Consider the following 22,489-nt stretch of genomic DNA (forward strand, 5'->3'; position numbering starts at 1 on the left):
AACAAACGATTTTCACGGTGGCGGAGCTTTGTTCTCCCGACATGTTCCGACACGGTCTTCCGACAAATGCTGGCTCGACGTCCGGCTTAATCCTGATACCCGTTTGCTCAGGGTGATGCATTCAAACGAGCGGCAAAGCGCGACTTGCTTCACACAAGCTTTGGGGTCCCGTTGAGCCACGAGACTTTTCCTATCACGTTCGTGGTTGAAACCGATTTCGCTTAGGTGCATTGTGCTTTCGGCGGGATACGCCGGAACAACCTCTCACTCTGTGTTCCAAGTAGCACAGGGGACCAAGCGGACGGCCGTCCTAGAAGTGACGACCTATCGGCCGACTGGGTTAACGGAGGCCGGGGCCCGCCAATTTACGTTTTGTAACCGAACGAATTGAATAGTGGTCTACTGGGCTCCGGCACCTCTGCTTGGTGCGTAAGCGTCCATACTGTAACGCCCATGTTCGCGATCACGCCAGATCGGTCCTTAGCCAAGACTTTCTTCAAGGCGAGAGCCGGCGCCATATCCCAATTAGGTGAGGATGCATTTGCACCCTGATAGATTGCACTCGCAATGGCGTCTGCGATTTGGCACCCCGCAACTTTCTCGGCCGGTTCTACCGTCCAGTTCTCGCGGATCAAAAATGGCTCTCGAAGCCCCATTCCTGACAGAGTGGGGCCTTTGCCATGAATTTGGCCCCTCAATCTGTCGAAATATCCGAACATCTTGTCGTAATCATGCCCGCCTCGGTTCGCGAAGATAACCTTCAAAGGCGATAATGGTATCTTCTCCTTGAGGTGCCATTGCTCTGCCCACCTCGTCACCCGTTCTAAAAGAAGCCTCATGCACCAATTATAGAACTGGTCGCCTTTGGGCATCTTTCCTAGGACTGGATTTACGTGTGATCGCATATTGCTTTTATGCGTTGCAATGCAAAATGCTCTTATTGGTAGCGAGGCCACGCCTTGGCACAAGGGAACACGTTTGTCCCGGTGGACGCGCGCATAGTGTAGTGATGTACTCTGCGTCGAACAGGCAGCCGCTTGCAAGGATTGCACCCATTCAACCGGCTCAAGATTTCGGTCCGTCCGTATAACGCACGCGGACAACGTCATCCATTCATGACGCATTTCGAGGTAGTGGAGGCCGTCACGGACCCCCGGATCTCCCGATTCGTCAATGTACACAGTCAGACTTGTCATGCCGCCAACTTAGTCAGACGGCCTCGAGAGTCGAATCGCAATGACTCGCATGTACGCGTCGCCCAGCGGACGTTGCCTTGGATAACTATTAAACGTCGGCTAGTTCTTTTAAATGGGTCCGACGCGCAGCCGCTATGCGCCTGGCCTTGTCCGCATTGGCTTTGTTGTAGATGCGCGTCACAGCCAGCGTCTTGTGACCCGAAACCGCACGCACGTCGTCCTCACCAGCGTTGCCAATCTCCGTGATCCCACCGTGTCGAAACCCGGTGAACGTCATATTCTTCGGTAGACCAGCTTCCACGCAGATCTTGCGATGGACCGACGACATGCGCCGCTCCTGGTACTTTTGCCCGCTGCGCTCCTCGAGCACGATCACCTGGGCGTCGGTAGCGACCACCTTGCGCGATCGGGCGAGCTCCTCCTCCAGTTCGGGGTAGAGCGACACCGTCTCCGGTTTGCCGTCCTCGCCCGTCACCGTGATGGAGAGCGGCAAGGTGACCGGGTTGCCGGTCTTTGACTGAACGAGGCTGATCTCCTCACCCGGCCGATAGCCCGCCCACTCAATGCCGCGGTGCTCCTTACCGTCTGGATCCTCGAACCCGAACGCATCCCAGACGCGCTGGCAGCATTCGAAGCACAGCGCCGCGGCGGTCGCCATAGACTGGAAGCCCAGCTTACGCGCCGTCTCTCGATAGAGGTTGTACTCTGCCCTGCTGGTCTCTCGATTGCCCTTAGCGGCCGTGCTGGACAGCCCCATGCCCTTGAACGGGTTCTCCTTCACCCCGGTCACGCGGTGATGACGTGCTGCCCAGGTCCAGACGAGCCGACAGACCTGCATGGCGTACGCCGCCTGTCGGTCACCCTTCTCCTTCAGCTTCTGGTACAGCTTGTCCGCGACGGTCGCGTCGACCTTGGATGCCATGCGGTTACCGAGCGGCGGCTGACCGGCTTTCGGTTCGAATGCCACCAGCATGTCCATGAGGGCCTTGTAGTCCTTGCGGGTCTTCGCCTTGTTCTTGGTGAAGCGCTCCTGCTCCCGGTACCACTGAAACAGCCAAGCGACGCTGCCTTCAGCGATACGTCCCTGTCCCATCTCGCCGGTCCGCCATTCGCGCAGCGCATCGTTCAGCGCGGCGCCCTTAGCGTGGACCTGCGCCAAGTCAGTGCCGAGCGCTGTCGAGAGCACCGGGCACGCCTGGCCATGACGCACGGCGGGTGTGAGCTTGCCGGTCTTCTGATCCTTTGTCGGCCGCGCCCAAGCCGGCAGCTCGAAATAGTAGCCGGTCTTGTCGCCGGCGAGTTTCATCGGCCGGACGTATGCCGGCAGTCGTGCGATCGCCATCATGCTATCGAGCCGGCGGCGGATGGTCGCAGGCCTGAAAGACGTCGTCGCCTCAGCGCGCGACCTGTCAGTGACGCGCGAGGAACTGGTTGCGAACGCCGACGAAGCAGTCGCCGAGTTGGCCGAGCAGGTCGTCACCGCGCAGGGATCCGTTGGTCAGTATGCCGACGTGGTCATCAACAGCTTCGGCAAACCGATAATTGGCGTCCGTTGCGGGACCATCAACTCGCTCGACGACGCGATCGGCGTGTTGCGCCCGTCGAACCTAGTCGTTGTCGGCGGCCGTCCCGGCATGGGCAAGACCTCGCTGGTCACGTCATACTCAATTGGCGCCGCCGGAATGGGGCACGGCGTCCTGATTTTCTCGCTCGAGATGAGCGCCGACGAACTCACCCGCCGCATGCTCGCCGACATGACATTCTCGCCACGCGGCGGCGTACCGTACGAACACGTTCGTGATGGCACAGTTCGCTCGCACGAAATGGGCGCCGTCATCGCTGCCAAAGAGCGGTTCGACGAACTGCCGCTCGAGATCAACGAAACCTCGGGCCTGACGCTCGCAAAGCTGATCCGCCAGGCGCGCAGCCACAAGCGCAGGCTGGCAGCGAAGGGCGAGAAGCTCGAACTGGTCGTCGTCGATTACCTCCAGTTGATGGCTCACAGCCGCAAGGGCATGTCACCTTACGAGCATGCGAGCGAGGTCAGCGTCGGGCTCAAGCAGTTCGCCAAGTCCGAGGGACTGGTTGTGATGGCGGTGGCGCAGCTTAGCCGCGACGTCGAGAAGCGTCCCGACAAGCGGCCGATGCCGTCTGACCTGCGCGACAGCGGACAGATCGAGCAGGACGCTGACGTGATCCTCTTCGTCTACCGCGAGGAGGAGTACCTCAAGAAGGAGGAGCCGGACCCCTTCGACAAGAAACACGAAGAGTGGCGGACGGACATGGAAGCAGTGCGCAACAAGGTCGAGTTTCTCGTCCCCAAGCGGCGCAGCGGCCCCTCCGGCAAGGCTATCGGCTGGTTCTTCGGCGCCAATTCCGCCGTCCGCGGCAGCGATTTCTACAGTTCCAGGGAAGGTGCATAACAATGCCGAACGCTGATTTGCCCGCCCCTCTCACGCCGTCCGATTGCGACCTCCGGGACTTCGCATTCATGCCGGTCGACACAGTCCGCCTGCTCGACAGTGATCTGTTCGCCTTGTCGACAGGCGATGAGTTCAAGGCCGCCATGACTCTGTGGTGCAAGGCTTGGCAGCAGGTGCCGGCCGGTAGCCTACCAGCCGACGATCGCGTGCTCGCTCACCTGTCCGGCGCGGGCACGAAATGGCAAAAGTTGAAGCCGATTGCGCTGCGAGGTTTCGTCGAGTGCAGCGACGGCCGCCTGTATCACCCTGTTGTTTGCGAGAAAGCCACCGAGGCCTGGGCTAAGAAATTATCCTACCGCGAGCGCTCCAAGAAGGGGAACAGCAAGCGGTGGGGATCCCAGAAGAATGACCAACAGCATTCCCAAAGCGATCCTTCAGGGACGGCTTTGGGAGTCCTTGAGCCTCCCAAGGGACAGGGAGAGGGACAGAAGAAAGATTCCGTTACTGACGTAACGGGCGCCGTGCCGTCGCCGATCGATCCGAAAAAGGCTTTGTTCGACGCTGGAGTGTCGCTGCTGGGGGTTGCAGGGCTGTCGGCCAAGACGGCTCGCAGCCTCATTGCCAAATGGTTCAAAAATCATGGCGAGGAGGCAACGAACGCAGCATTGCTCAGTGCTGCCGGGCGAGCCGAGCCCGTGTCGTGGATCGAGGCCCGGTTGCGAACGAAGGTCGCGGCGCAAGACGAAGCCAGGGAAGCCAGTCGGTCAACCGCGGAGCGTTACCGGCGGATGGCCATACCCGGTCCGCCAGCCGATGCTCGCAAGCTGGAGGAGCACGCGTGATCGCCGCGTGCCCCCTGCCCCGGTCATTCCTCGGGACCGCTCCGCGACGTGTCGAGATCGATGTCCTCGCCGGGGTTGCCGCCGCCAGCACTCGATCCGCTGCCGTGCACTTCGCCGGTTTTGTTGTCGATGTAGGCGCGCTTGCCAGCCTCCGGCGGGATGTCGCGACCGTCGGCGGGTTCATCCGCACCAGCGTTGTGAGCACTGTCACGGTTCTGCAGATGGCGTTCCGCTGCATGGTCGGCGCTGTCGTACTCGTCGCCGGAGTAGCCTTCGCCCTTGCCAAAACCGTCCGCGGTTCGATCGGCATCGCCCGACTTGATGCTGACGTTGTCGACGGGCTCGGGTGTGTTGCGCTCGGTCATCGAGATCTCCTTTGGTCCGGCATGTCCAACGCACAAGCTGACATGCCGGGGGCGGAGCCGTTAGCCAGCCAACAACCACTCCCTAGCTTCCGCGGGCTCGCCGCTGAAGAACTGCACGTCTCGCCGTTCTGCGGCTCGCTCGACCTGCATTCGCGCAAGCGTTTTGCTCGTGACGATCGCGATGCGCTTGGACTTGGTAGCGTGGTTGTTCAGGACCCGCTGGAACCCGGCAATCGCTTCCTGCGACTGGATCAGCATCTCTCGCATATCGACCAAGGTGATGTGCTGATTGGGGCCGCACAGAAGCTCGCGATGGGCAACGTTTCGGGCATTTTCGAACGCGTCGATGTCGGGCTGAGCGAAGAACCCGCCAATGGTGATCGTCACCAGATTGAGCGCGGGAGTTGTGGTTATAGTGAAGCGAGGGGACATACCTACCACCTAGGGCTCTCCGCTTACGAAATCGTTGCCTGCAATCTCAAAAACTTGGCCTCGGCGATCACCGTTAAACGATCGGCAGCAGACGTCTCGGCCCCCCGCCTATCCCCGGCTGCCGCTCATAGTTTTGTCGCCACCGGTTTCCGGAGTCCAGAGGTTGACCTCATCTCGTGCCCAACGGGCAAGCAAGTTGAAATAGCGCGCGCGTTCGGCGGGGGAACCGTTGATCGGATGGCCAGAAGCTCGCTGAGAGCGGCGGTCGGTCGGCATTCGGCGCTCCTGCTGAAATGGACGAACAATCAGTCGCAGAACCTAACTTCGATCTATTTAGATCGTCCTGACGTGGATTTGGTTCCCGTCCAGCGCACTTCGCTGCGCGACTGGCCAGTAAGCCGAGCAAGAAGAACAATGGCATTCACTACTCAGCGGAGGATCTGAACGATGGGTCGTGACAAAGATTGGTGCATCCTTCGAACTGGAGCGTTGCGCACACTGCCGCTGGTCGCATCTCTCGAAGCCGCTGGCTTTGATGTTTGGAGCCCGGTGCAGACACTGACGCGTCGTCGCGGTCGCGCCCGAGAGAGAGTCGAATATCAAGCGCCTATCATGCCCACGTTCGTTTTCGCTCGGGCGTACCAGCGTGATGACCTGGCAAGGTTGGCCGCCCTGCCCTTCGGTGAGCATCCTGGGTTCTCGATGTTCCGTTACCTGGGAGACATCCCGCTGATTAGTGACATCGAGGTGGCAGGCGCACGCCGCATTGAGGACAAGTGCAAGCGCGCGGCAAAAATAGGACAGCGAAAGACTTTTGCTGTGGGTGAGGCAGTCCACGTTAAAGAAGGCCCCGGTGCTGGCCTATTTGGCGAAGTCGTCGAGGCTGGCGACGGCAAGTTCGTCTTGGTCGCATGCCGCGGCATCAATCTGAAGATCGGGGCTTGGCTACTCGGAACAGATGCGGTACACGAGGTATCAGATGCTGCCTGAGCAGCCGCAACGCGCGCAGAGGTGTCCTCCCCGTTGCCCCTAATCGAAGCACTATGTGCTCGGGTGGGAAGTGCGGCGCTATGAAGGTTCAATGTCTCTAGGTGACGTCCTCAGACCGTCATTTTGAACCAGATGCCGTAAAACATGACGAGGGACCCGGCACCCCAAAATGCTGCGCTGACAAGCCGTATCCGTTGAGCGTGGTCTATCACGAGGTTGACTGGGAAGCGCCGAAGATTCGAAGCGTTGTATTTGGTGTGAAACGAGGTCTGTGCGGCGATCATGCCGCGGACGGCAAGGTTCATGATATTGAGCAGGGCAATCGTCACGACGCTCATGAGCAATTGAAACAGCGCCGTCAGAGAGCCGTGCGACAAATGCACATTCATCTCCTTCAACACCAACCCCAGTAGAGTTACGAGCGCCATCCCACCGATGATCGAGGCGACAGCGCTAGCGAGCACAACTCCGGCGCGGCTGCGCGATGAGACAACCAGAGTCCCCATGCAGACGGCAACGCAGATGATCCAAGCAAGGACGTTCATGATCGTCTCCCTATTCGGCCCCAGATCTAGCGCTCCCGTCCGTCGCTGAGGCAGTTCTTGCGAGCGCCGTACTAACGTTCAGTCAAGCGGTGGAACCTCGATCTTTCCGCTGGCTGCTTCGTTACTTCTTCCGCTGCCATATGGCGCTTTTCCTCGTCTGTAGACAAACACATTGGGGACGAGATGGCGACAGCCTACAAACCCACCACCGCTGATAACGTCGAAGCCATCGGCATGCGCATCCTTCGCATCGCTGAGGACATGGCCGCTGGGTCGCGCCATCAGGTTCGCAGCGAGCGCCTCATCGACCAAGCGGAGCAGGCTGCGATCGACCTGCGGGCAGCCGTTCGCGGCCGCTGATGGGCTGGTCGAAGATCAGCCGTCACCAGCGCGGCTATGGCACGGCACATGACAAGATGCGGGCTCTCCTGCTCGCCACCGTCGTCACCTGCGAGGGTGAGTGCAAGGCCAAGGGCATCGAGACGCTCGGCACTATCGCCGACCACATCGTCCCGCTGTCGCGTGGCGGCACCGGCGAGCGCACCAACTACCAGTTGCTCTGCAAGGACTGCTCGGACGCCAAGACGCTCGCTGACAAGGGAGCAATGGCGCGGCCTGCTGGTGGTGTGGATCGCTCAGGGCGTCCGACTAGCTTGGCGCATCCGTGGAACCTGCGGCGTTGACGCGCCCGAGTTCGATCGAGCGTTCGCGGTCTGATTTTGGGTTGGTTCTATACGACACAACTAGTGACGCCTTGCATGCGTCGCAGCCATACGTACTCGTATCGCCATTGCCACCAGTCTTTGTCACGCTTTGACCTTTGAACTGCATGAAGGACTTTTGGCCTTGACCAAAGCACCTTACGCAAAGCCAATGCGGTGGCTCGCCGTTCTCCATGCCCAACTTAGGAACGTAGGTCATGGCGCCGCGCCCAACGTCGTGAAGCTGGTAGCGCTGCTTCTCTGCCGACCAGTCTTTGAGTGCCACAATCTGCTGTTCAAGATCGCGTATGCGGCTGGTGCTCGTCGACTGCGCCTCTTGTGCCGCAAACAAGCCCTGCTGGGCATCGAGCATATGCCCTTGCAGCGTGAGCTTGACGTCATTGATGGCTGCGCCGGTCTGCATACCGTTCATGGCCTGAATGAGGTCCTTCGCCGCCTTCAGGCTGCCAAGGCCCGCGCTGATCTCTGCAATCACTGAGCTCTCCTGATTCGATCGGCCGAGGCTAGCGGTTGGGGCGCCTGAGTCCATGACCTCACCCCCCGGGTCAAAAGTCTGAGGGCCGTCGGGACCCGTACCGACCACGTGGTGCATGCGCGCTGCGACCAATTTTTGAGGGGGGAGGGTTTCGGCCCGTGCCGCCGCTGGAGACCACATGGCCGACGTCATCGAGATCGCTGGCGGTGACGGCGTTCCGCCCGAGCCGAACTGGCGCAGCATCTTCGGCCGGGCCGCGGACCGCGAGGCCGCATCGTCCTACTGGAAGAGCATCATCAGCGAGATGCGCGGCGCCGAGAAACTGGCGGTTGCCAACTCGCACGCGGTCATCCGCCTAGTCGTCGCATACGTCACGTTCGATCAGTCCGCGAAGGAGGTGATCAAATCTGGCCCGGTCATCAAGGCCAAGAAGACCGGGGTCCCGACGTACAATCCATGGTGGACGACAATGTCGAACGCCGCGAGCCAAGCTCAGGCTTTGGAGAAGGAACTTTGCATCTCGCCGCGGGAACGTGGCGCAGGTGCGAAGGTGGTCAAGAAGCAGACCCGCACCACGGGCTCGGCACGGTTTCTAAAACAGCGTGGCTAACCGCTTCCTCGCCGATCCGGATCCGACAACAGCCTGGGCGAAGGCAGCGGTCGACGGCAAGCTGTTCACGGCGGGCGAGCTCGTCCGCCATGCCGCAGAACGTCACCTTCGCGACATGCGGGACGGCGAGCGGCGCGGCATATACTGGAGGCCGGACGCTGCGGGCCACGCGCTCGACTTCCTGCCCTCGGTCTTTCAGGTCACCGACGGCCCTTCGGCGGGGCAACCCTTCTACCCTCTCGAATGGCACACGTTCGTCATGGGATCGCTGTTCGGCTGGCGCACCGCGACCGACCGCTGGCGTTTCCGATCGGGCTGGCTGGAAACCGGCAAGGGGCAGGCCAAGTCGCCGCTTATGGGCGCGATCGGCGTCTACATTATGGGCTGGTGCGATATCCAGCGCGCCCAATGCTACGCGATCGGCGAGGACAAGAAGACCGCCAACGTCCTGTTCCGTGACGCCGCGGCCATGTGCCGCGCAACGATACCCGAGCATGATGAGGGTGACGATCTGCAGCGCCGTCTGACTAATCTCCGGGCAACGCCGGCGCAGTGGATCGCCGACAATCGGTTCGCCGCGCTGTCGTTCCGCGGTTTCTACAAAGAGTTTGAGATCGATCACGCGGTACCGCCGCTCAGCTATTGTACGCTGACGGTCGAGGGCCTGGCTTCGGTCGAGCAGCTGGTCGACGACGGCACGGATCCGGCGCCGATCGGTCAGGCGTCGACGCTGCAGCTGATCCAACCGGCTGCGATCACGGAAGCCACGCTCGTTGCCAGCACCATCGCAGAAACCGATCGCGCCGAATGGTCGGCGGGTGTCAGCTATGCGCTTGGCGCCCAGGTCATCAAAGCTGCGACGCACCGGATCTACGAAAGTGCGGTAGCGGCAAGCGCCGGCGACGATCCCGCGGCTGCGTCCGGCAAGTGGATCGATATCGGTCCGACAAACCGGTGGGCGATGTTCGATCAGGCGCTCGGCACGACGTCCAGCGCGGACGGCTCGATCGAGGTCACTTTAAACGTGGCTGCACGCGCGATCGCGCTACTCGACGTCGTGGCAACGTCTGTGCGGGTGCAGTCGGCCGGTTACGATCGGACGATCGCCGCCAGCGCTGGCGCCATCACGTTCCTTGATCTCCCGGCCTTTACCAGTCAGGTGACGGTGACGATCGCCGGCACCGGTACGGTGTCGGTCGGTACGCTGCTGCTCGGTCGCCTGGTCGCGCTTGGCATCACCGAGGCATCGCCGACGTCGGGCATCACCGACTATAGCCGCAAGGAGGTCGACGACTTCGGCGACGTGTCGATCGTCGAACGCGCATCAGCCAAGCGGATGACCGCGAAGTCATTGATCCGGACGGACGCGCTGGACCTAGTCGCGAACCGCATCGCGTCCGTTCGCGCGCGGCCGTCGCTATGGATCGGACAGGCGGGCATCGACAGCCTGACGATCTACGGCTTCTTCAAAGACTTCTCGATCGAGGCAGGCGAGGGCGTCAGTAAGCTGTCGCTCTCGATCGAGGGCTTCAGCACCGCGGCAAAGGTCGAACCGCTCGGCGTCGAGTGGCAGAACGTCAAGGACACCAACCCGGCAAAGCCTAAGCCCGACGACGGCGCAACCAACAGCGCGGATCCGACGTCACCGCTCGGGCCCGACGATACCGTCGGCGAGGTCCTGGACGATCTGGCGGAGGCACGGCGCAACGCAACCGCGGGGCTCGAGCAGATCGCCGCTGCCAAGGCGGCACTTGCAGCCACGCAGCGCGAGATCGACGAAGCTGTATCGTCGATCAATGCCCAGCTGGTGACGGCGCGTGCGGATCTTGCCACTACATTGGCACTTGCCAACTCTACTGCCGGCGTCGCGCGCCAAACCGTCCAGGCTGCTCTGTCCGGCCAGCTGCTCGAGCAGCGCCGAAAGGCACGGAACGACGCGTTGACCCATCTCGATGGCGTCGCCGTTGGCGTGCGCGTCCAGCAGGAAACCACTCAGCGGATCGAAGGCGAGACGGCGACTGCTACGACGTTCTCGCTGCTCGGCGCCAAGAACTCGGCTGGGACCGTCTTCGTGCTCAATCGCGATACGGTGATGGTGTCGGCTGATCAGTCGTTGGCTGAGAAGTTCGTGACGATCGAGGCGGAGTTCGTCTCTGCGGCTGGCATCACGGCCGCGGCGATCTCGCGGTTAGATACCTCGATCGCCGACGAGCGCGAAGCCCGTACGACGTCGATCACATCGCTTGATGCGCGGTTCACCAACGCCCTGGGCGCGGCGATCGGCGCGGTCACGGCCGATTATCGGGAAGCTGTCAGCAACGAGGCCGGCGCGCGCGCGACCGCCATCACTGCGGTTCAGACCGATTTCACGACCAAGATCGGCGCCGCTACCACCGCGATCACGGACCTCGCCCGTACGACGTCGAACGCCGATCAGGCGCTGGGCGAACGCCTCACTCAGGTCGACGCCAGCTTCCAGACCGCAATTGGAAAGAGCAACGCGACGATCGTCACCTTGCAGCAAGCGCAGGCAGATGAGGCTGGCGCCCGCACGACCGCGATCGCGAACCTATCGACAGCCTTCAACACTGCCTTGGGCAATGCAGTGAATGCGATAACAAGCGACTACCGCCAGGCAGTCAGCGACGAGGCTGGTGCGCGCGCGACGGCGATCACCGCAGTCCAGACCGACTTCACGACGAAGATCGGTGCCGCCACCACAGCCATCACCGACTTGGCGCGCACGACTTCGAACGCCGACCAGGCGCTCGGCGAACGGATCACCCAGATCGACGCGACCTTTCAGACCAAGCTGACCGAGGCGACCGCGTCGATCGCGACGGTACAACGCGCGATTGCGGACGAGACCGGCGCGCGAACGACGGCCGTCACAAACCTCGGCACGTCGTTCGACACCGAGCTCGGCAATGCGGTCAACGCGGTGACGACGGACTATCGTCAGGCCGTCAGCGACGAGGCGGGCGCGCGGGCGATGGCGATCACCGACCTCGGCGCTAGCTTCACGAACGCGCTGGGCTCCGCGATCAACGCCACGGCGTCGAACTTCAACCAGGCCATCGCCGATGAAGCCGGCGCGCGTGCCACGCAGTTCGGCTCGGTGACGGCGCGCTTGGATAAGGTCGGCGGCGGTACCTCATCGGTTGAGCAGCTGTTCTCCGCGCAGGCGGACGCGTTGGGGAACCTGTCCGCCCGGGCGGGGCTCGCAGTTACTGCAGGCGGGGTCGTCAGCGGGATTTTCGTCACCGCGGCAGACGGGTCGAACGGCAAGGTCAGCGATATTACGTTCGCCGCGATGACGATCAACGTCAGCACCGCGAAGCTGATCTTCAATAATGGATCCGTGATGAAAGTGCTCGGCACCGGGTTCGGTGTAGGGTCCGAGTTCATAGACTGGTTCGGGCCATCGATGCCAATTGCGCAGTGCTCGCGAACGAACGGCATAGTTTGGCAGACGGTCAGCGGTGACGCGTACTTCGGCGGCTCGCTGTCCGCTGGGGTCCTGACGAACGGTGGGCAGAGCAGCAGCGTCGGCGCCGATGTCATTGCTGATACCGGCGGCTTTGGATCCAACGGTGGCAAGATCACTGTCGTCATGACTTGGTCGTACAGTTGGTCGCTGAATGTGACGTACAGCGGCTCCGCCAGTAGCAAGCAATCGTTCGACAATGCCGCTGCTGCGTATGGCGCGACCTCTCAGGACGGCAACTTCTACACAGGCACCCGTGTAGAGACCGGCAATCCTACTCTCGTGCTTGCGCGGGAGATTGGCGGCTCGGCTCGGATCGACGTCGCGACCCCCACGATCAGCAAGGGCGTCGGCACGTTCAGTGGCTCCCGGCCGATTGCCGAGGGGGAGCCGGGGCAAGCCACCTTCACGGCGAACTGGTCGGCGAGCCTCACCTACACCGACCCCGACCGCCTCATCGCGGACCGCCGGTTTCTCGCCACACTCGCGCGCGGGTTTACTGCCGGTAATGGCTCCGTCTCGCAGCGCGTCACTATCATCACGACCGAGGAATAGCGGCTATGGCAATAGACGATCAGCTGGCCGCACTGTTGGCGCAGAACGCCGCCCTATTTGCGACCTATGAAGAGTGGTCGAACGGTCAGACGATGCTGCTCGCTGGCACGGTGGATGACCCGGCAAGTTTTAACTCCGTCGGGGGCAAGACCGGAGACCTCGGTTATTATCCGGTCGTCAATGCCAGCGGACAGACGATTTACGCCCCATGCATGGCGCGGTTGCGCCGGATCGCGCTCGATGGAGTAACCGACGCTCTTGAGTCGTCCGTCGTCAGCGGCGAAGGATTGCTGCACGCGCAAGGCGCGATCGGGGAGTTGCTCCGGCTAAACGTTCCAGCATCGACGCTGGATGATGCGCGAGCAGGTACGCGGAACGACGTCGCGCTGACGCCGCAGTCGGGTAAGGCCGCGGTTGACCAGGGCGTCGGCGGCCTTTCGGCGCTGACCGGCTTTGCGCTCGATCGCCGTATCAGGATCGATGCGCCGCAGACCTTTACCGATAGCGAGCGGAGCGTGGCCCGGGGCAATATCGGTGCGCCAGCAGCTGCGGACTTGCTTCCCATCGATCGCCGCGGGCGTCGCGCGATCGACTTCCTCACGGTGAAGAAGACGAACATCACGCTCGACATCGTGCGCTACGACATGACGTCGCTGAAGGCGTCGGGCGGTGTCGCATCGGAGGGTGTACCCAATGGCGCGATCAAAGATCACGCGACCGGCGAGTATCAGGATTGGGCCCTGAACCCGCTCAACGTGTACGGCACGAACCCACCGGCGAACTATACGGCGGGCATCCCTTGGTTGCAGGGGTTCTTTAACCGCGACCGACCGTGGAATGATCGCAACACGCGCATCCATGTCCGCAATCTCCAGCTGTGGGTAAAGTTGGCTAGCACGCAGACTTGGGAGAATCTTGTCATCGAGACAGATCCGACGGGCGCGGGCTACGTCGAAGACTTTTCGAGCAATGCCGGCATCGCGCTCGATCAGCGCTTCGAGCCCGACGGCGGTGTTTCGGTTCGTATGGTGCAGGGCTACAGCTTCCACGCATACACTCGGGAACGGCGCCTGATCCCGGTCGGCGATATCGCGGCGGTCTATTCCTCGTTTGAGGCTCGCCTAATCCTTGATGATCCGGATGGGCCGGATGATCGCGATCAGGCGAACTACGTCGCATCGGGCGGCGCGGATTACTGGCTCAATCTCACGGCTGGAAATGATCAGCCGCTAGCGAACAATAATGCCGCGATGATGGGCCGCATGAAGATCGTGACGAACGACTGGCGGCCGTTCACGTCGTGCACCCTGACGCCCGCGCAGATGACGTCGGAGACTGTTCTCCCTCCGCTTCAGCCGAACCCGGTTTCGGTCCTAGCATCAATCCAGCGGCGCGCACTCAGCCGGAGCGACGTCTACAACGCGCTCGACCGCACCACCACTGGCGGCGTTCTCGATGCACGGGCGGGTAAAGTTCTGGGCGACGCGACCAAGGCGGTCGCCGACCGTGTCAGCGTCGTCGAAGCGGTTACCGGGGGAGCCGCTTCGCGCAGCTACTATGACGGCGTGCCGACGGTCGAAGCGGCGATCAGCGGCAAGACGTTCTTCATCGATGCATCTGCGCCGATCGCGTTCCCGCTACCGGCGACCACGACGGGCGGCATGCGGTTCTCGGTCGTGCAGATGAACGCAGCTGGCCCGATCGTCTTCGCGCCTCGCGCTGGCGCCGTGGTGCTTGGTGGCAAGACGCAGACCGGCGGCCTCTTTAGCAAGTACGACGTGCTGCTCTACCGCAACGAGAACGGTACGACGGCGGAATGGCTGATCACCGGGTCTCAGCCGCTCGTCGCGGCCGAGACCACGCCTGCGCAGCCTTGGACCCCGTACAACTACGGCGCCGATCGCACCGATCTGTGGGTCGACGGCGCGTCTGCCCAAACGATCACCGCGGTCGACGGCAAAGCCTCGCGGGTCATCGACAAGGCCAGCAAGGGGCGGACGTTCTACCAGACCAATGCGACCTATCGCCCCGCGATCGGCAACCCGATCAACGGCAAGCAGGGCTTGACCAGCACGATCTCCGCACCGGCCTTCATGGCAGGCGTTGCCGGTACCGGCCTCACCACGCTCACCGACCTGTTCTTCAACGGCGGTGCGTTTCTGATCGCGACGGCGACGCTGGGCGAGACCTACTCGAACGTGCCGTACAACGCGGCAAAGATCGTCATCTGGCGCTTCTCGCCCACCGGCGGGGACATTTGGGTAAATGGCGTTCGTCAAGGCGGCTTCCCGGACAGTCGCATCTATGGGTTCACCGGCATGGCATGGGCGGTGTTCAATCCGTACAGCGCCGGCCAAAGTAGCCTTGGGCGCGTCTATCAGGCGACGGCAACCGGACCTGGACTCTTGGGTGTAGCGCCGACCAGCGGAGCGCCAAACCGATCGTCGGACATGACGCTTTACAGTCTTGGCGTCGTGAATCTGGCGAGCATCACGCTAACCGGAAGCGGCGACGCGAACGTCGAACTACTTAATGGGTGGCTCGCGGACATCTACGGGCTTCGGTCCCTGCTGCCCGCCAATCACCCGTACAAAACCACCGCGCCAACGATCGCTTGATAGCAGCCTATTTTGATCACCAGCACCATCGCGACTCATAGGGTCGCGGGAAGGGATGACGCATGACCGCGACAGCCACAAGCAACTACATCGGGGAGGCAATGCGGGCGACGTCCGCGCTGGCTCCCCCGTCCCTTGCGGATAACCCCGGCCTCCTTGCCTGGAACCTGTTCGTCATGACTGCGGCGTTTTGCCTCGGCCTCATGATGGCGGGCAGGCAAGCGCGTCGCCTATGGGCGGCGAGGAGCATCGACCATCCCACCGACCCGGTATCGATTTACCGGATCATCATCTTCCTTGCCGGATGCGCGATCGCCAGCCGGGGCGGTGCCGAAGCGGTCAGTCTGTGGTCGTGGAGCTCGGGAGATGTTGCGACGATCGAGCGCATCGCAGAACTGAAGCGCTGGCTCGATCCGCTGTCGATCGCCTGCGGGTTCACCTGGATGGGATTGCATATGCTCGCTGAGCCGATGATCGAGCATCAGCTGCGCAAGGCCCCGCTCCCCGTCGATATGTGGTCGAGGTGGCCCCAGCTACGCCGACCAGTTTTAGTCCTTGTCGTGAGTCTGCTGATGGCGACCGCTGCTGTCGGACTGCGGTAATGCGAGAGGGGGCTATCGCTGCGGTACCGAGCGTAACGGTACCGGTCATCTGGTCTGTCCTTGGCTACTCTTTCCCGGCTGGGTCTATGATCGTTGGGCTACTCGCCTGCTTCATGGTTCGGCTGTTCATCACTCTTGACGCACCTGGTCCTAAGCGCTGGATCCTCGACGGCATCGTTACCGGCCTTGCGATGCTCATCACCGCGGTCTGGATCGTCGAGCACCAGGTCGATTTGTTCGCGGCCCTCGGTACGGGGGGCGGTGCTGGCGCGGTTGGCGCGGGCATCATCACCTTCTTCAAGCGGCGCGGTCAGAGCGCGATCGACGCCCTCGATGCTGCGCTACCGGGCAAGCCTGCGGTCCCGGCAGATATGACTGCGACCCTGCGAGGGCTCAACAAGCTGCCGTAACGGCCCGCCCCTGGCGAAATCCAGGAACGAGCCGACCAGCGCATGTTGGGGTTACACCGGCCAGCTAGTTACGAGCACACCATCGTTACGGCTTCACGACGGTAACGGCCCGCCTCGATAGCCAAGAGAACACGAGGCGGGCCGACCGGGACACGTTGGAGAGACCCCCGGCACCGGTCTGAACGCCCGCAGGCCAAATCAGGTCACATCGAAAGGAATATATATGGCGACGGCATCAAAGCCGGCGACCGCCCCTGCGCGCCCTGCGCACGGGCTGGCGTCTCCGGACAAATTCTTCGCGTCGTTTCGCCCGCTGTTCGGGACGATGACGAAGGCGCAGGTCGACGGCATTGAGGCGAAGCTGGCCGCGTTCGCTGCGCAGGGCTCGCCCCTGGCTTATGTCGCGTACGGACTCGCGACCTCGTTCCATGAAACCGGCGCTAAGATGCAGCCGATTCCAGAGATCGGCCGCGGCAGAGGCAAGGCGTATGGCAAGCCGGGCAAGCATGGAGGGCAGATCGCCTACGGACGGGGCGATGTCCAGCTAACCCACGACTACAATTACGAGACTGCAGACGACGAGCTCGGGCTGAAGGGCGCGCTGACGTCGAACTATGATCGAGCGCTGGAGACCGAGATCTCCGCGCAGATCATGGTGCTGGGCATGACGGAGGGCTGGTTCACCGGGAAGCGGTTTGCCAGCTACCTCCCGGCGAAGGGGCCAGCGACGACGGTGCAGTTCACCTCGGCACGTCGCATCATCAACGGGATCGATCGTGCGGAGAAGGTTGCCGGGTACGCTATGTCGTTCCAGGCAGGGCTCGTTGCTGGCGGCTGGGCCTGACTTTTTGGTCGTAGACGCGCAATCTCAAATTGATTTGTCTTATTAATCGAGCCAAGGGGATCGAGCCTGTTTCAGGCATCCCCATCTAACTCCGGCCGGGTAACACCGGCCATTTTTTTGCCTACCGTCAGGGCATCGTCAGCGCCTGCCGCGCTGCCACAGCCATTTCTCGGAAGGCAGTTTTCCAGGTAGCGCCTGCATCTTCCCATGGGGTTCGATCTTCAACGCGGTCCATTCGGCTCTCCCACATATACGCCGCGACGTGCTCGATCACCGCGTCTTCGTCGTTGCTCGTACAGAGCCGGCATCGTCCCGCCATATCGAATCCTTGCAAGTTTGTTCCCGTTGCGTTCCATAAGCAGATGCACCGGCAAACGCGAATCACAGTCGACTTGGCGGTCCAGATCCTGCGGGATACGCTGGCGGAAACGTCGAACGGTCGCGTCGACACTGTTCCGGTGCGTTTGGCACTGCGATGCCTATGGACACACTGCCCTGAGCGCTGGCCTCTCGTGATGTTCTGGGAGGGCGCGCAGCAGGATAATCAGATAGGACGAAGCCAGAGCGTGACCGCCTCGTTCAACGGGATCATCCGCCAACTGAGACGATCCGGCGCCTACTCCGAGACAAGTACGTAATTACTGAAGAGGAGCGTCGACGATCGCGTCTACCGCTGAGGCAATCCGGCGCCAGTCTTCTACAGCCATGTTATCGTCGATGACATCGCCCAGCTGCGAGATGATGTACTTCGCGGTCAGTGTGCCATGCTCGGCAACAATCGCCCCGGCCTTCACCCATATATCTCGGTCGCTCATCATATGTCGAGGTTGCGTCCAGCGATCTTGGCAAGCAACGCGTTGGCGACCATGTCATTCGCCCGCCCCGTTGTCTGCTGGTATGCCCGAAGCAGTTCGGCGTCTGCCATCTCGCTAGGCTTTGATGTCGGTTCGTCCATTTGCGAAGCCTATGCGCGGTCGACCGATTCGGGCAACCGCTCAGCCGGCCTTCATGTTCGACGACGCATTGTTGAACGTCTTGTTGAGGCTGCTACCCAAGCCCTGCATTGCAGCGATCGCAGCAACAGCGATAAGCGCGGCGATTAGGCCGTACTCGATGGCGGTGGCCCCGCGGGAGTTCCTAAGAAGTGCAGTGATATAGTGGCGCATATTCGTTCCTTCCTTGGCGGGAGTGGACGACAAGTGTTAAAATCGGATTTGCGCGGATTGCTCCTATCTCCCTCGCAGCGGTTTGGTACGGAATGAGATGGACGAACTCACCACCTCGCGGCCGTTACGAGCGGCCTTTGCTCAGGAGTTCGGCACGCTCAGCATGCTCGGCGAGTTCGTCTAGCTTCGCAGCTGACGCCAATAACGAGGCCTTCTTTTTAGCCAGCGGCTCCTCTTCCGCAGCTGCGCGATCAACGGCCGCACGGTTGCGAAAATCCTGGCTCACTATGCTCATACTGGAGGGCTACCTTTTCAGATTATCTCGACGGGCTATGTAGTGCGCATGGACGAGCTCACCACCTCCATCGTCGGCATAGACTTCCCGAACGAGGATAAGTCGAAGAGTAACAGGCGCATGGAGTGCATGCTCTGCGCCCCGGGTGACGTCGTTGAGCTACGCCTCGAGCCGAAGAACCCGTTCGACGCGAACGCCGTTGCCATCTTCAGCGATCGCGGCACGCAGCTGGGCTACGTCAGCGCCGAGCGTGCACCCCTAATCGGCAAGAGGATGAAGGAAGACGACGCGACCGCGGTCTTTCAGGCGATGCACGGCAGCGGGGCCTATATCAGGATCAGGTTCGGAGGCGGGTTACCTACCCTGCCCGACCCGGTCCCTGATGTTCCGAAGCCCCAGCCTCCCCGCCAGATGCGGCCAGCTCAGCGACCGGTGTACGATCCCCACGCCTTCTACCCTGACGAGGAGGGGCCAGAATGGGGAGCATGAGCGATTTAGATCGGGCGCTTCAGAAGGAGTACTTGCAACTTTCGGCAGTCTGGGACGACTTTGACCGTCGTATCCTGACGATCAAAGGTTGGACTTCTGTAGGCAGCATCGCGGCAATGTTCGCATGGGCATCGAAGGCAGAGGCGAGCATGGGTTTCGCAGTCGGGCTCGCTCTGCTGATCATATCGATGTGGGTTCTAGAAGCTCAGTGGAAGGTGTTCCAGCACTCGAACGGGCCGCGGATCGACGCCCTGGAAGCTCATTTTGCGGGCACAGATGTAGTTAGGCATCCGTTCCAAAGTCATCTCAAATCCCGACGGATCCAGGAGGGGTGGGGACCGGGAGCGCTTCTCAAGTGGTTTTGGAAGCCGTTCGTTTGGATTCCCTACCTCCCCCTTTTGATAATGATCCTACTGACGATCTACGTTCGGTAATGAGGAAGACCGCGAGTTCGGCGGTTAGCAGCCGTAATAAGTCTCTTCTTCGTAAAGGGTCGGCGTGCCGTTCTTGAAGAACGTCCCATCACAGAACCGGATCGATTGCCCAGAGATCTGAGTATAACTTTCGTCCGTATACCGGACGACCCGCGACTCCTGCTTCTTCCCCTGTGCTTGAACGGGCGCGGTAACCCCGACGGCACAAAACGCTGCAAGGGCGGCTGCCGTCAGAACTTTATTGAACATGACTATCTCCCGAGTCGTGAGAGCGACATGAGAACTTTCTTACAAAGCGCTGTCAACCTCGTCAGCTCTACCATCGTACGATTTGCCTATTGCCTACCTTTCATCAGGGTGAGGAGGACCCTGCGTTCGGCGCCTGGCCGACCGCAGCATGCTGCTGCAACCGTGCTGACCCGCACGCCGCAAGCAGTCGGTCTGAAAACAAAGAGGCTGCGTCGATATCAAGCGTGGCGACGATACCGGGTGCCTCGACCAGCACCCTCCCCTCGAAAGCTGTGATCTCGAACTCATTCGGTCTCAGTACGTCAGCCATTCTGTTTCTCCCGTTGCCGGGGAACGGTCATCGACCCGAAACGGTCCCGCATGATGTTAAGACGGCGTAGTATGTTTGACAGCGGGTGCTGATCGCAACGGGTCATGTTCCGTAAAGGTCGCAGAACTATTTTAGCCGCATGACCAAGACACCGGAGCAGATGCGCCAACAGGCACAGGAATACCGTGACCTTCACTCGCACATGACAGGAACCGTGCTGAGCGAGGCGATTGAGCAGGTTGCTCTTGCGCTCGACCGGTCCGCTGACGCCCTCGAGGCGGAACTAGCTGGCACTGCCTAACTGGCTTCGCTGCGATCAGCATTGCGATGCGCAGTGGGTCGGGCCAAGCTGAAGTATCAATCGCCCGGAGAGCTTGAATGTCCGATTTCTCGTGGACCCAGACCTGCACGATGCACGATCCCTCGCGTGACGTAGGCATCAAGACGACCCTGAACGCCGTTCCTGCTGCTTATAAAGCGCTGTCGGCATCGGATAAGACCCGAGCTTCTGTGACGATCGATGACCCGATTGACCTTGGTGATGGCCGCGGCAACGTCACTGAGATCGAAGGCGACGCCCTCAACCGGCTTTCCGACCTGTTCAGGCGATACCAGGCATCACTAGCACGGTAATTGAGGCGGCCGGGGCGGCATTTGCTCGAGGTGAGTCCATCTTCCGGCCGCGATCCCCACGCGTTCTATCCTGATGAGGAGGGTCCGGAGTGGGGTGCCTAATTACGGGTAATTACGACCATCCCAGGTAGTGAGCGATGCCGTCTCCCCCTACTCCGACAAGCAATGCGCCCGCCCCGCCCAATATATAGGAGAAAGGCGCGCGCTCGTACCAGGGCGGTCGCGTCTGACGTATCGCTTCGGCTACGAGGCGAATGATTGCTGCATCGTCTAATGTGACGACATCCATGCCATTGACCGTGATGCTCATGACGAACGATTGTCCTACGATCGCCGGGATCGCAACCGCGTTCTATCCTGATGAGGAAAGGCCGGAGTATGCCGCCTAGTCTGATATTCCGCGCCGCAACGCACAGCTGAGAATTTTGACCTAGCAAGGGACGGTTGGGCGCCGCAGCCTCAGCTGAGACGCCCCGCCTCATGATATCGTCTAGTTAGCTAAAAGAGTTGTGGGAAACGAAAGAGTCCGCTCCGCCTTGAATTGAGCGGCATCGATCGGCCCCCCATTCTCACATACAGCGCGCTCGACCTGATAACATTGAGCACGCGAGCTGTAGCCGAGCCCTTGCCATTTATCGCCGGCGCATGTCGTAACGGCATAATACTGGCATCCCTTCTCGTACTGAGCGGTGGCAGCCGTACTTTGGATGGATGTTAGCGCAACGGTAGCAAAAATTGCCGCTGCGGTCCGACTTGAACGCTTGTTCATCATCTTCACACTCCCATGCCAACGAGTCGTTGGTAGGTCATTCTTGTTGTCTAATTCGCGCTTGGCAAGGCCGACGGACTAAACCCAGAAATTCGCTGCAAGACGAGTGCGGTACGTCTGACCAGTGGGCGAATAACCCAACGCTGACGGGCTTGTTTTATGCGGCTGCTCAACTTTCCGGAACCCCGAACCCATTCCGACAAATGAAGCCACCCCTCGGTAGGGTAGCATGGTACGGATGCGGAATATGTCGGAGACGGCATTGAAAACATTGGAAAAACGGCTGACTCTTAATCAGCGGGTCCTTGGTTCGAGCCCAAGTGCGTCCACCATTTTCTTATAGCGCTAGATACTGGCACCGATTGGTCGCATCGGCGAGTGGCCTGCGTCAGGCAACTTCCGCAGAGCGGCGCGTCGCGCTATCGGTTGGCATGGCGCGTGTCCAGAAGTTGAAGGTGTACCGGACCGTAGCGGGTTTCTACGATGCGTATGTCGCTGCGCCGAGTCAGAAGGCGGCACTGGAGGCGTGGGGTAGCGACCGCGACTTGTTCGCGCGGGGCATTGCCGAGCAGGTCACAGATCCCGCGTTGATGGCGGAACCACTGGTCTCCCCTGGTACGGTCGTGAAGCATTCGCGTGGGACGACCGCTGAACAGATTGCGGCGCTGCCCGAACAGCGGGCGCCTGCCGCGCCGCGCGATGCCGATGCCGATGCCGATCCGAAACCTGCCGCGAAACCTCAGGCTAAACCCAAACCCAAGCCGCGGCCGAAACGCGACGAGCTTGATGCGGCTGAGGAGGCTTTGACGTCGTTACAAGCAGATTTTGACCGGAAGAAGAAAGATCTCGCCGAACGCGAGGCTGCGCTTGCGCGGGATCGTCGCGCTTTGGAGCAGGTTCGGTCCTCCAGCATCGAGGCTGCGAAGGACGCGCTGCGCGGGCAAAAGCAGGCGTATGAGGAAGCCGTGCGTCGGTGGCGCGCGTCCCAAGAGTGACACCTGCTCTCGGATATCGGGCGAAGGGCGTCG

At 61.3% G+C, this 22,489-nt stretch carries 28 protein-coding genes; 17 read left to right on the forward strand and 11 right to left on the reverse strand.

Features of this window, described 5'->3' with window-relative positions; genetic code table 11:
- Nucleotides 1-365: 365 nt before the first annotated feature.
- Entirely contained in the window at nt 366-1,196 is an 831-nt protein-coding gene (locus J4O76_RS07790) for a DUF3800 domain-containing protein (protein ID WP_426281173.1), read from the reverse strand.
- A gap of 88 nt (nt 1,197-1,284) precedes the next feature.
- Nucleotides 1,285-2,502: a hypothetical protein gene (locus J4O76_RS07795; RefSeq protein WP_426281174.1), complete on the reverse strand. Its 1,218-nt coding sequence runs from the start codon at nt 2,500-2,502 to the stop codon at nt 1,285-1,287.
- Between J4O76_RS07795 and J4O76_RS07800 the strand changes: the two genes are divergently transcribed.
- Nucleotides 2,483-3,619 carry a replicative DNA helicase gene (locus tag J4O76_RS07800; RefSeq protein ID WP_426281175.1) on the forward strand — a complete coding sequence of 379 codons (1,137 nt, stop codon included), beginning with the start codon at nt 2,483-2,485 and terminating at the stop codon, nt 3,617-3,619. The genes J4O76_RS07795 and J4O76_RS07800 overlap by 20 nt on opposite strands.
- A 2-nt stretch (nt 3,620-3,621) precedes the next feature.
- Nucleotides 3,622-4,461, forward strand: a complete 840-nt coding sequence (locus J4O76_RS07805) for a DUF1376 domain-containing protein (protein WP_426281177.1) — start codon at nt 3,622-3,624, stop codon at nt 4,459-4,461.
- A gap of 23 nt (nt 4,462-4,484) precedes the next feature.
- Here J4O76_RS07805 and J4O76_RS07810 read toward each other — a convergent pair whose 3' ends face one another.
- Nucleotides 4,485-4,826: a hypothetical protein gene (locus J4O76_RS07810; protein ID WP_426281178.1), complete on the reverse strand. Its 342-nt coding sequence runs from the start codon at nt 4,824-4,826 to the stop codon at nt 4,485-4,487.
- Nucleotides 4,827-4,847: 21 nt separating this feature from the next.
- On the opposite strand from J4O76_RS07810, the gene J4O76_RS07815 reads away from it, so the two are divergent.
- On the forward strand, nt 4,848-5,702 hold the full coding sequence (locus J4O76_RS07815) for a hypothetical protein (protein WP_426281179.1): 855 nt from the start codon (nt 4,848-4,850) through the stop codon (nt 5,700-5,702).
- A 3-nt stretch (nt 5,703-5,705) separates the two neighbouring features.
- On the forward strand, nt 5,706-6,248 hold the full coding sequence (locus tag J4O76_RS07820; protein WP_426281180.1) for a hypothetical protein: 543 nt from the start codon (nt 5,706-5,708) through the stop codon (nt 6,246-6,248).
- 110 nt (nt 6,249-6,358) lie between these two features.
- Here J4O76_RS07820 and J4O76_RS07825 read toward each other — a convergent pair whose 3' ends face one another.
- On the reverse strand, nt 6,359-6,793 hold the full coding sequence (locus J4O76_RS07825; RefSeq protein WP_426281182.1) for a hypothetical protein: 435 nt from the start codon (nt 6,791-6,793) through the stop codon (nt 6,359-6,361).
- Between the two features lie 183 nt (nt 6,794-6,976).
- Here J4O76_RS07825 and J4O76_RS07830 point away from each other — a divergent pair, with 183 nt between their 5' ends.
- Both J4O76_RS07830 and J4O76_RS07835 read left to right on the forward strand, forming a co-directional pair.
- Nucleotides 6,977-7,153 carry a hypothetical protein gene (locus J4O76_RS07830; RefSeq protein ID WP_426281183.1) on the forward strand — a complete coding sequence of 59 codons (177 nt, stop codon included), beginning with the start codon at nt 6,977-6,979 and terminating at the stop codon, nt 7,151-7,153.
- Nucleotides 7,153-7,476 carry an HNH endonuclease gene (locus J4O76_RS07835; RefSeq protein WP_426281185.1) on the forward strand — a complete coding sequence of 108 codons (324 nt, stop codon included), beginning with the start codon at nt 7,153-7,155 and terminating at the stop codon, nt 7,474-7,476. Before J4O76_RS07830 ends, J4O76_RS07835 begins: the two co-directional genes overlap by 1 nt.
- Here J4O76_RS07835 and J4O76_RS07840 read toward each other — a convergent pair.
- The gene (locus J4O76_RS07840; protein WP_426281187.1) at nt 7,442-7,990 is read right to left on the reverse strand and encodes a hypothetical protein; all 549 of its coding nucleotides are present in this window, start codon (nt 7,988-7,990) and stop codon (nt 7,442-7,444) included. The genes J4O76_RS07835 and J4O76_RS07840 overlap by 35 nt on opposite strands.
- Nucleotides 7,991-8,168: 178 nt before the next feature.
- On the opposite strand from J4O76_RS07840, the gene J4O76_RS07845 reads away from it, so the two are divergent.
- From J4O76_RS07845 to J4O76_RS07870, 6 genes are all read left to right on the forward strand, one after another.
- On the forward strand, nt 8,169-8,600 hold the full coding sequence (locus J4O76_RS07845; RefSeq protein WP_426281188.1) for a P27 family phage terminase small subunit: 432 nt from the start codon (nt 8,169-8,171) through the stop codon (nt 8,598-8,600).
- Complete coding sequence (locus J4O76_RS07850) at nt 8,593-12,642, forward strand: terminase large subunit domain-containing protein (RefSeq protein WP_426281190.1); 4,050 nt, start codon at nt 8,593-8,595, stop codon at nt 12,640-12,642. Before J4O76_RS07845 ends, J4O76_RS07850 begins: the two co-directional genes overlap by 8 nt.
- Nucleotides 12,643-12,647: 5 nt before the next feature.
- The gene (locus J4O76_RS07855; RefSeq protein WP_426281191.1) at nt 12,648-15,260 is read left to right on the forward strand and encodes a hypothetical protein; all 2,613 of its coding nucleotides are present in this window, start codon (nt 12,648-12,650) and stop codon (nt 15,258-15,260) included.
- 62 nt (nt 15,261-15,322) lie between these two features.
- The gene (locus J4O76_RS07860; RefSeq protein ID WP_426281192.1) at nt 15,323-15,862 is read left to right on the forward strand and encodes a hypothetical protein; all 540 of its coding nucleotides are present in this window, start codon (nt 15,323-15,325) and stop codon (nt 15,860-15,862) included.
- Between the two features lie 86 nt (nt 15,863-15,948).
- Nucleotides 15,949-16,272 (forward strand): hypothetical protein, encoded by a 324-nt coding sequence (locus tag J4O76_RS07865; RefSeq protein WP_426281194.1) that lies wholly within the window; start codon nt 15,949-15,951, stop codon nt 16,270-16,272.
- A gap of 223 nt (nt 16,273-16,495) precedes the next feature.
- On the forward strand, nt 16,496-17,116 hold the full coding sequence (locus J4O76_RS07870; protein ID WP_426281196.1) for a hypothetical protein: 621 nt from the start codon (nt 16,496-16,498) through the stop codon (nt 17,114-17,116).
- Nucleotides 17,117-17,754: 638 nt separating this feature from the next.
- Here the strand turns inward: J4O76_RS07870 and J4O76_RS07875 are convergent.
- The 4 genes from J4O76_RS07875 to J4O76_RS07890 all read right to left on the reverse strand — a co-directional run bounded on the left by J4O76_RS07875 (nt 17,755) and on the right by J4O76_RS07890 (nt 18,577).
- Nucleotides 17,755-17,934 carry a hypothetical protein gene (locus J4O76_RS07875; RefSeq protein WP_426281197.1) on the reverse strand — a complete coding sequence of 60 codons (180 nt, stop codon included), beginning with the start codon at nt 17,932-17,934 and terminating at the stop codon, nt 17,755-17,757.
- Nucleotides 17,931-18,071: a hypothetical protein gene (locus tag J4O76_RS07880; RefSeq protein ID WP_426281199.1), complete on the reverse strand. Its 141-nt coding sequence runs from the start codon at nt 18,069-18,071 to the stop codon at nt 17,931-17,933. The genes J4O76_RS07875 and J4O76_RS07880 overlap by 4 nt, the downstream gene beginning before the upstream one ends.
- Before the next feature lie 40 nt (nt 18,072-18,111).
- Nucleotides 18,112-18,282, reverse strand: a complete 171-nt coding sequence (locus J4O76_RS07885) for a Flp family type IVb pilin (RefSeq protein WP_426281201.1) — start codon at nt 18,280-18,282, stop codon at nt 18,112-18,114.
- 124 nt (nt 18,283-18,406) lie between these two features.
- Nucleotides 18,407-18,577, reverse strand: a complete 171-nt coding sequence (locus J4O76_RS07890) for a hypothetical protein (protein ID WP_426281202.1) — start codon at nt 18,575-18,577, stop codon at nt 18,407-18,409.
- Nucleotides 18,578-18,625: 48 nt separating this feature from the next.
- Between J4O76_RS07890 and J4O76_RS07895 the strand changes: the two genes are divergently transcribed.
- Complete coding sequence (locus tag J4O76_RS07895) at nt 18,626-19,066, forward strand: HIRAN domain-containing protein (protein WP_426281203.1); 441 nt, start codon at nt 18,626-18,628, stop codon at nt 19,064-19,066.
- Nucleotides 19,063-19,500, forward strand: coding sequence for a hypothetical protein (locus J4O76_RS07900; protein WP_426281205.1), 438 nt, complete (start codon nt 19,063-19,065; stop codon nt 19,498-19,500). Before J4O76_RS07895 ends, J4O76_RS07900 begins: the two co-directional genes overlap by 4 nt.
- 24 nt (nt 19,501-19,524) lie before the next feature.
- On the opposite strand, the gene J4O76_RS07905 is transcribed toward J4O76_RS07900, so the two are convergent.
- Together J4O76_RS07905 and J4O76_RS07910 are read right to left on the reverse strand one after the other, a co-directional pair.
- A complete protein-coding gene (locus J4O76_RS07905; RefSeq protein WP_426281206.1) occupies nt 19,525-19,749 on the reverse strand; it encodes a hypothetical protein in 225 nt (74 codons plus the stop codon).
- 103 nt (nt 19,750-19,852) lie between these two features.
- On the reverse strand, nt 19,853-20,059 hold the full coding sequence (locus J4O76_RS07910) for a hypothetical protein (protein WP_426281207.1): 207 nt from the start codon (nt 20,057-20,059) through the stop codon (nt 19,853-19,855).
- A gap of 139 nt (nt 20,060-20,198) precedes the next feature.
- On the opposite strand from J4O76_RS07910, the gene J4O76_RS07915 reads away from it, so the two are divergent.
- From J4O76_RS07915 to J4O76_RS07925, 3 genes are all read left to right on the forward strand, one after another.
- On the forward strand, nt 20,199-20,360 hold the full coding sequence (locus J4O76_RS07915) for a hypothetical protein (protein ID WP_426281208.1): 162 nt from the start codon (nt 20,199-20,201) through the stop codon (nt 20,358-20,360).
- 77 nt (nt 20,361-20,437) lie between these two features.
- On the forward strand, nt 20,438-20,692 hold the full coding sequence (locus tag J4O76_RS07920) for a hypothetical protein (protein ID WP_426281209.1): 255 nt from the start codon (nt 20,438-20,440) through the stop codon (nt 20,690-20,692).
- 1,200 nt (nt 20,693-21,892) lie between these two features.
- Nucleotides 21,893-22,456, forward strand: coding sequence for a hypothetical protein (locus tag J4O76_RS07925; RefSeq protein ID WP_426281210.1), 564 nt, complete (start codon nt 21,893-21,895; stop codon nt 22,454-22,456).
- Nucleotides 22,457-22,489 lie beyond the last annotated feature (33 nt).

Source organism: Sphingomonas sp. NFX23 (assembly GCF_049887795.1).
GTDB lineage: Bacteria > Pseudomonadota > Alphaproteobacteria > Sphingomonadales > Sphingomonadaceae > Sphingomonas.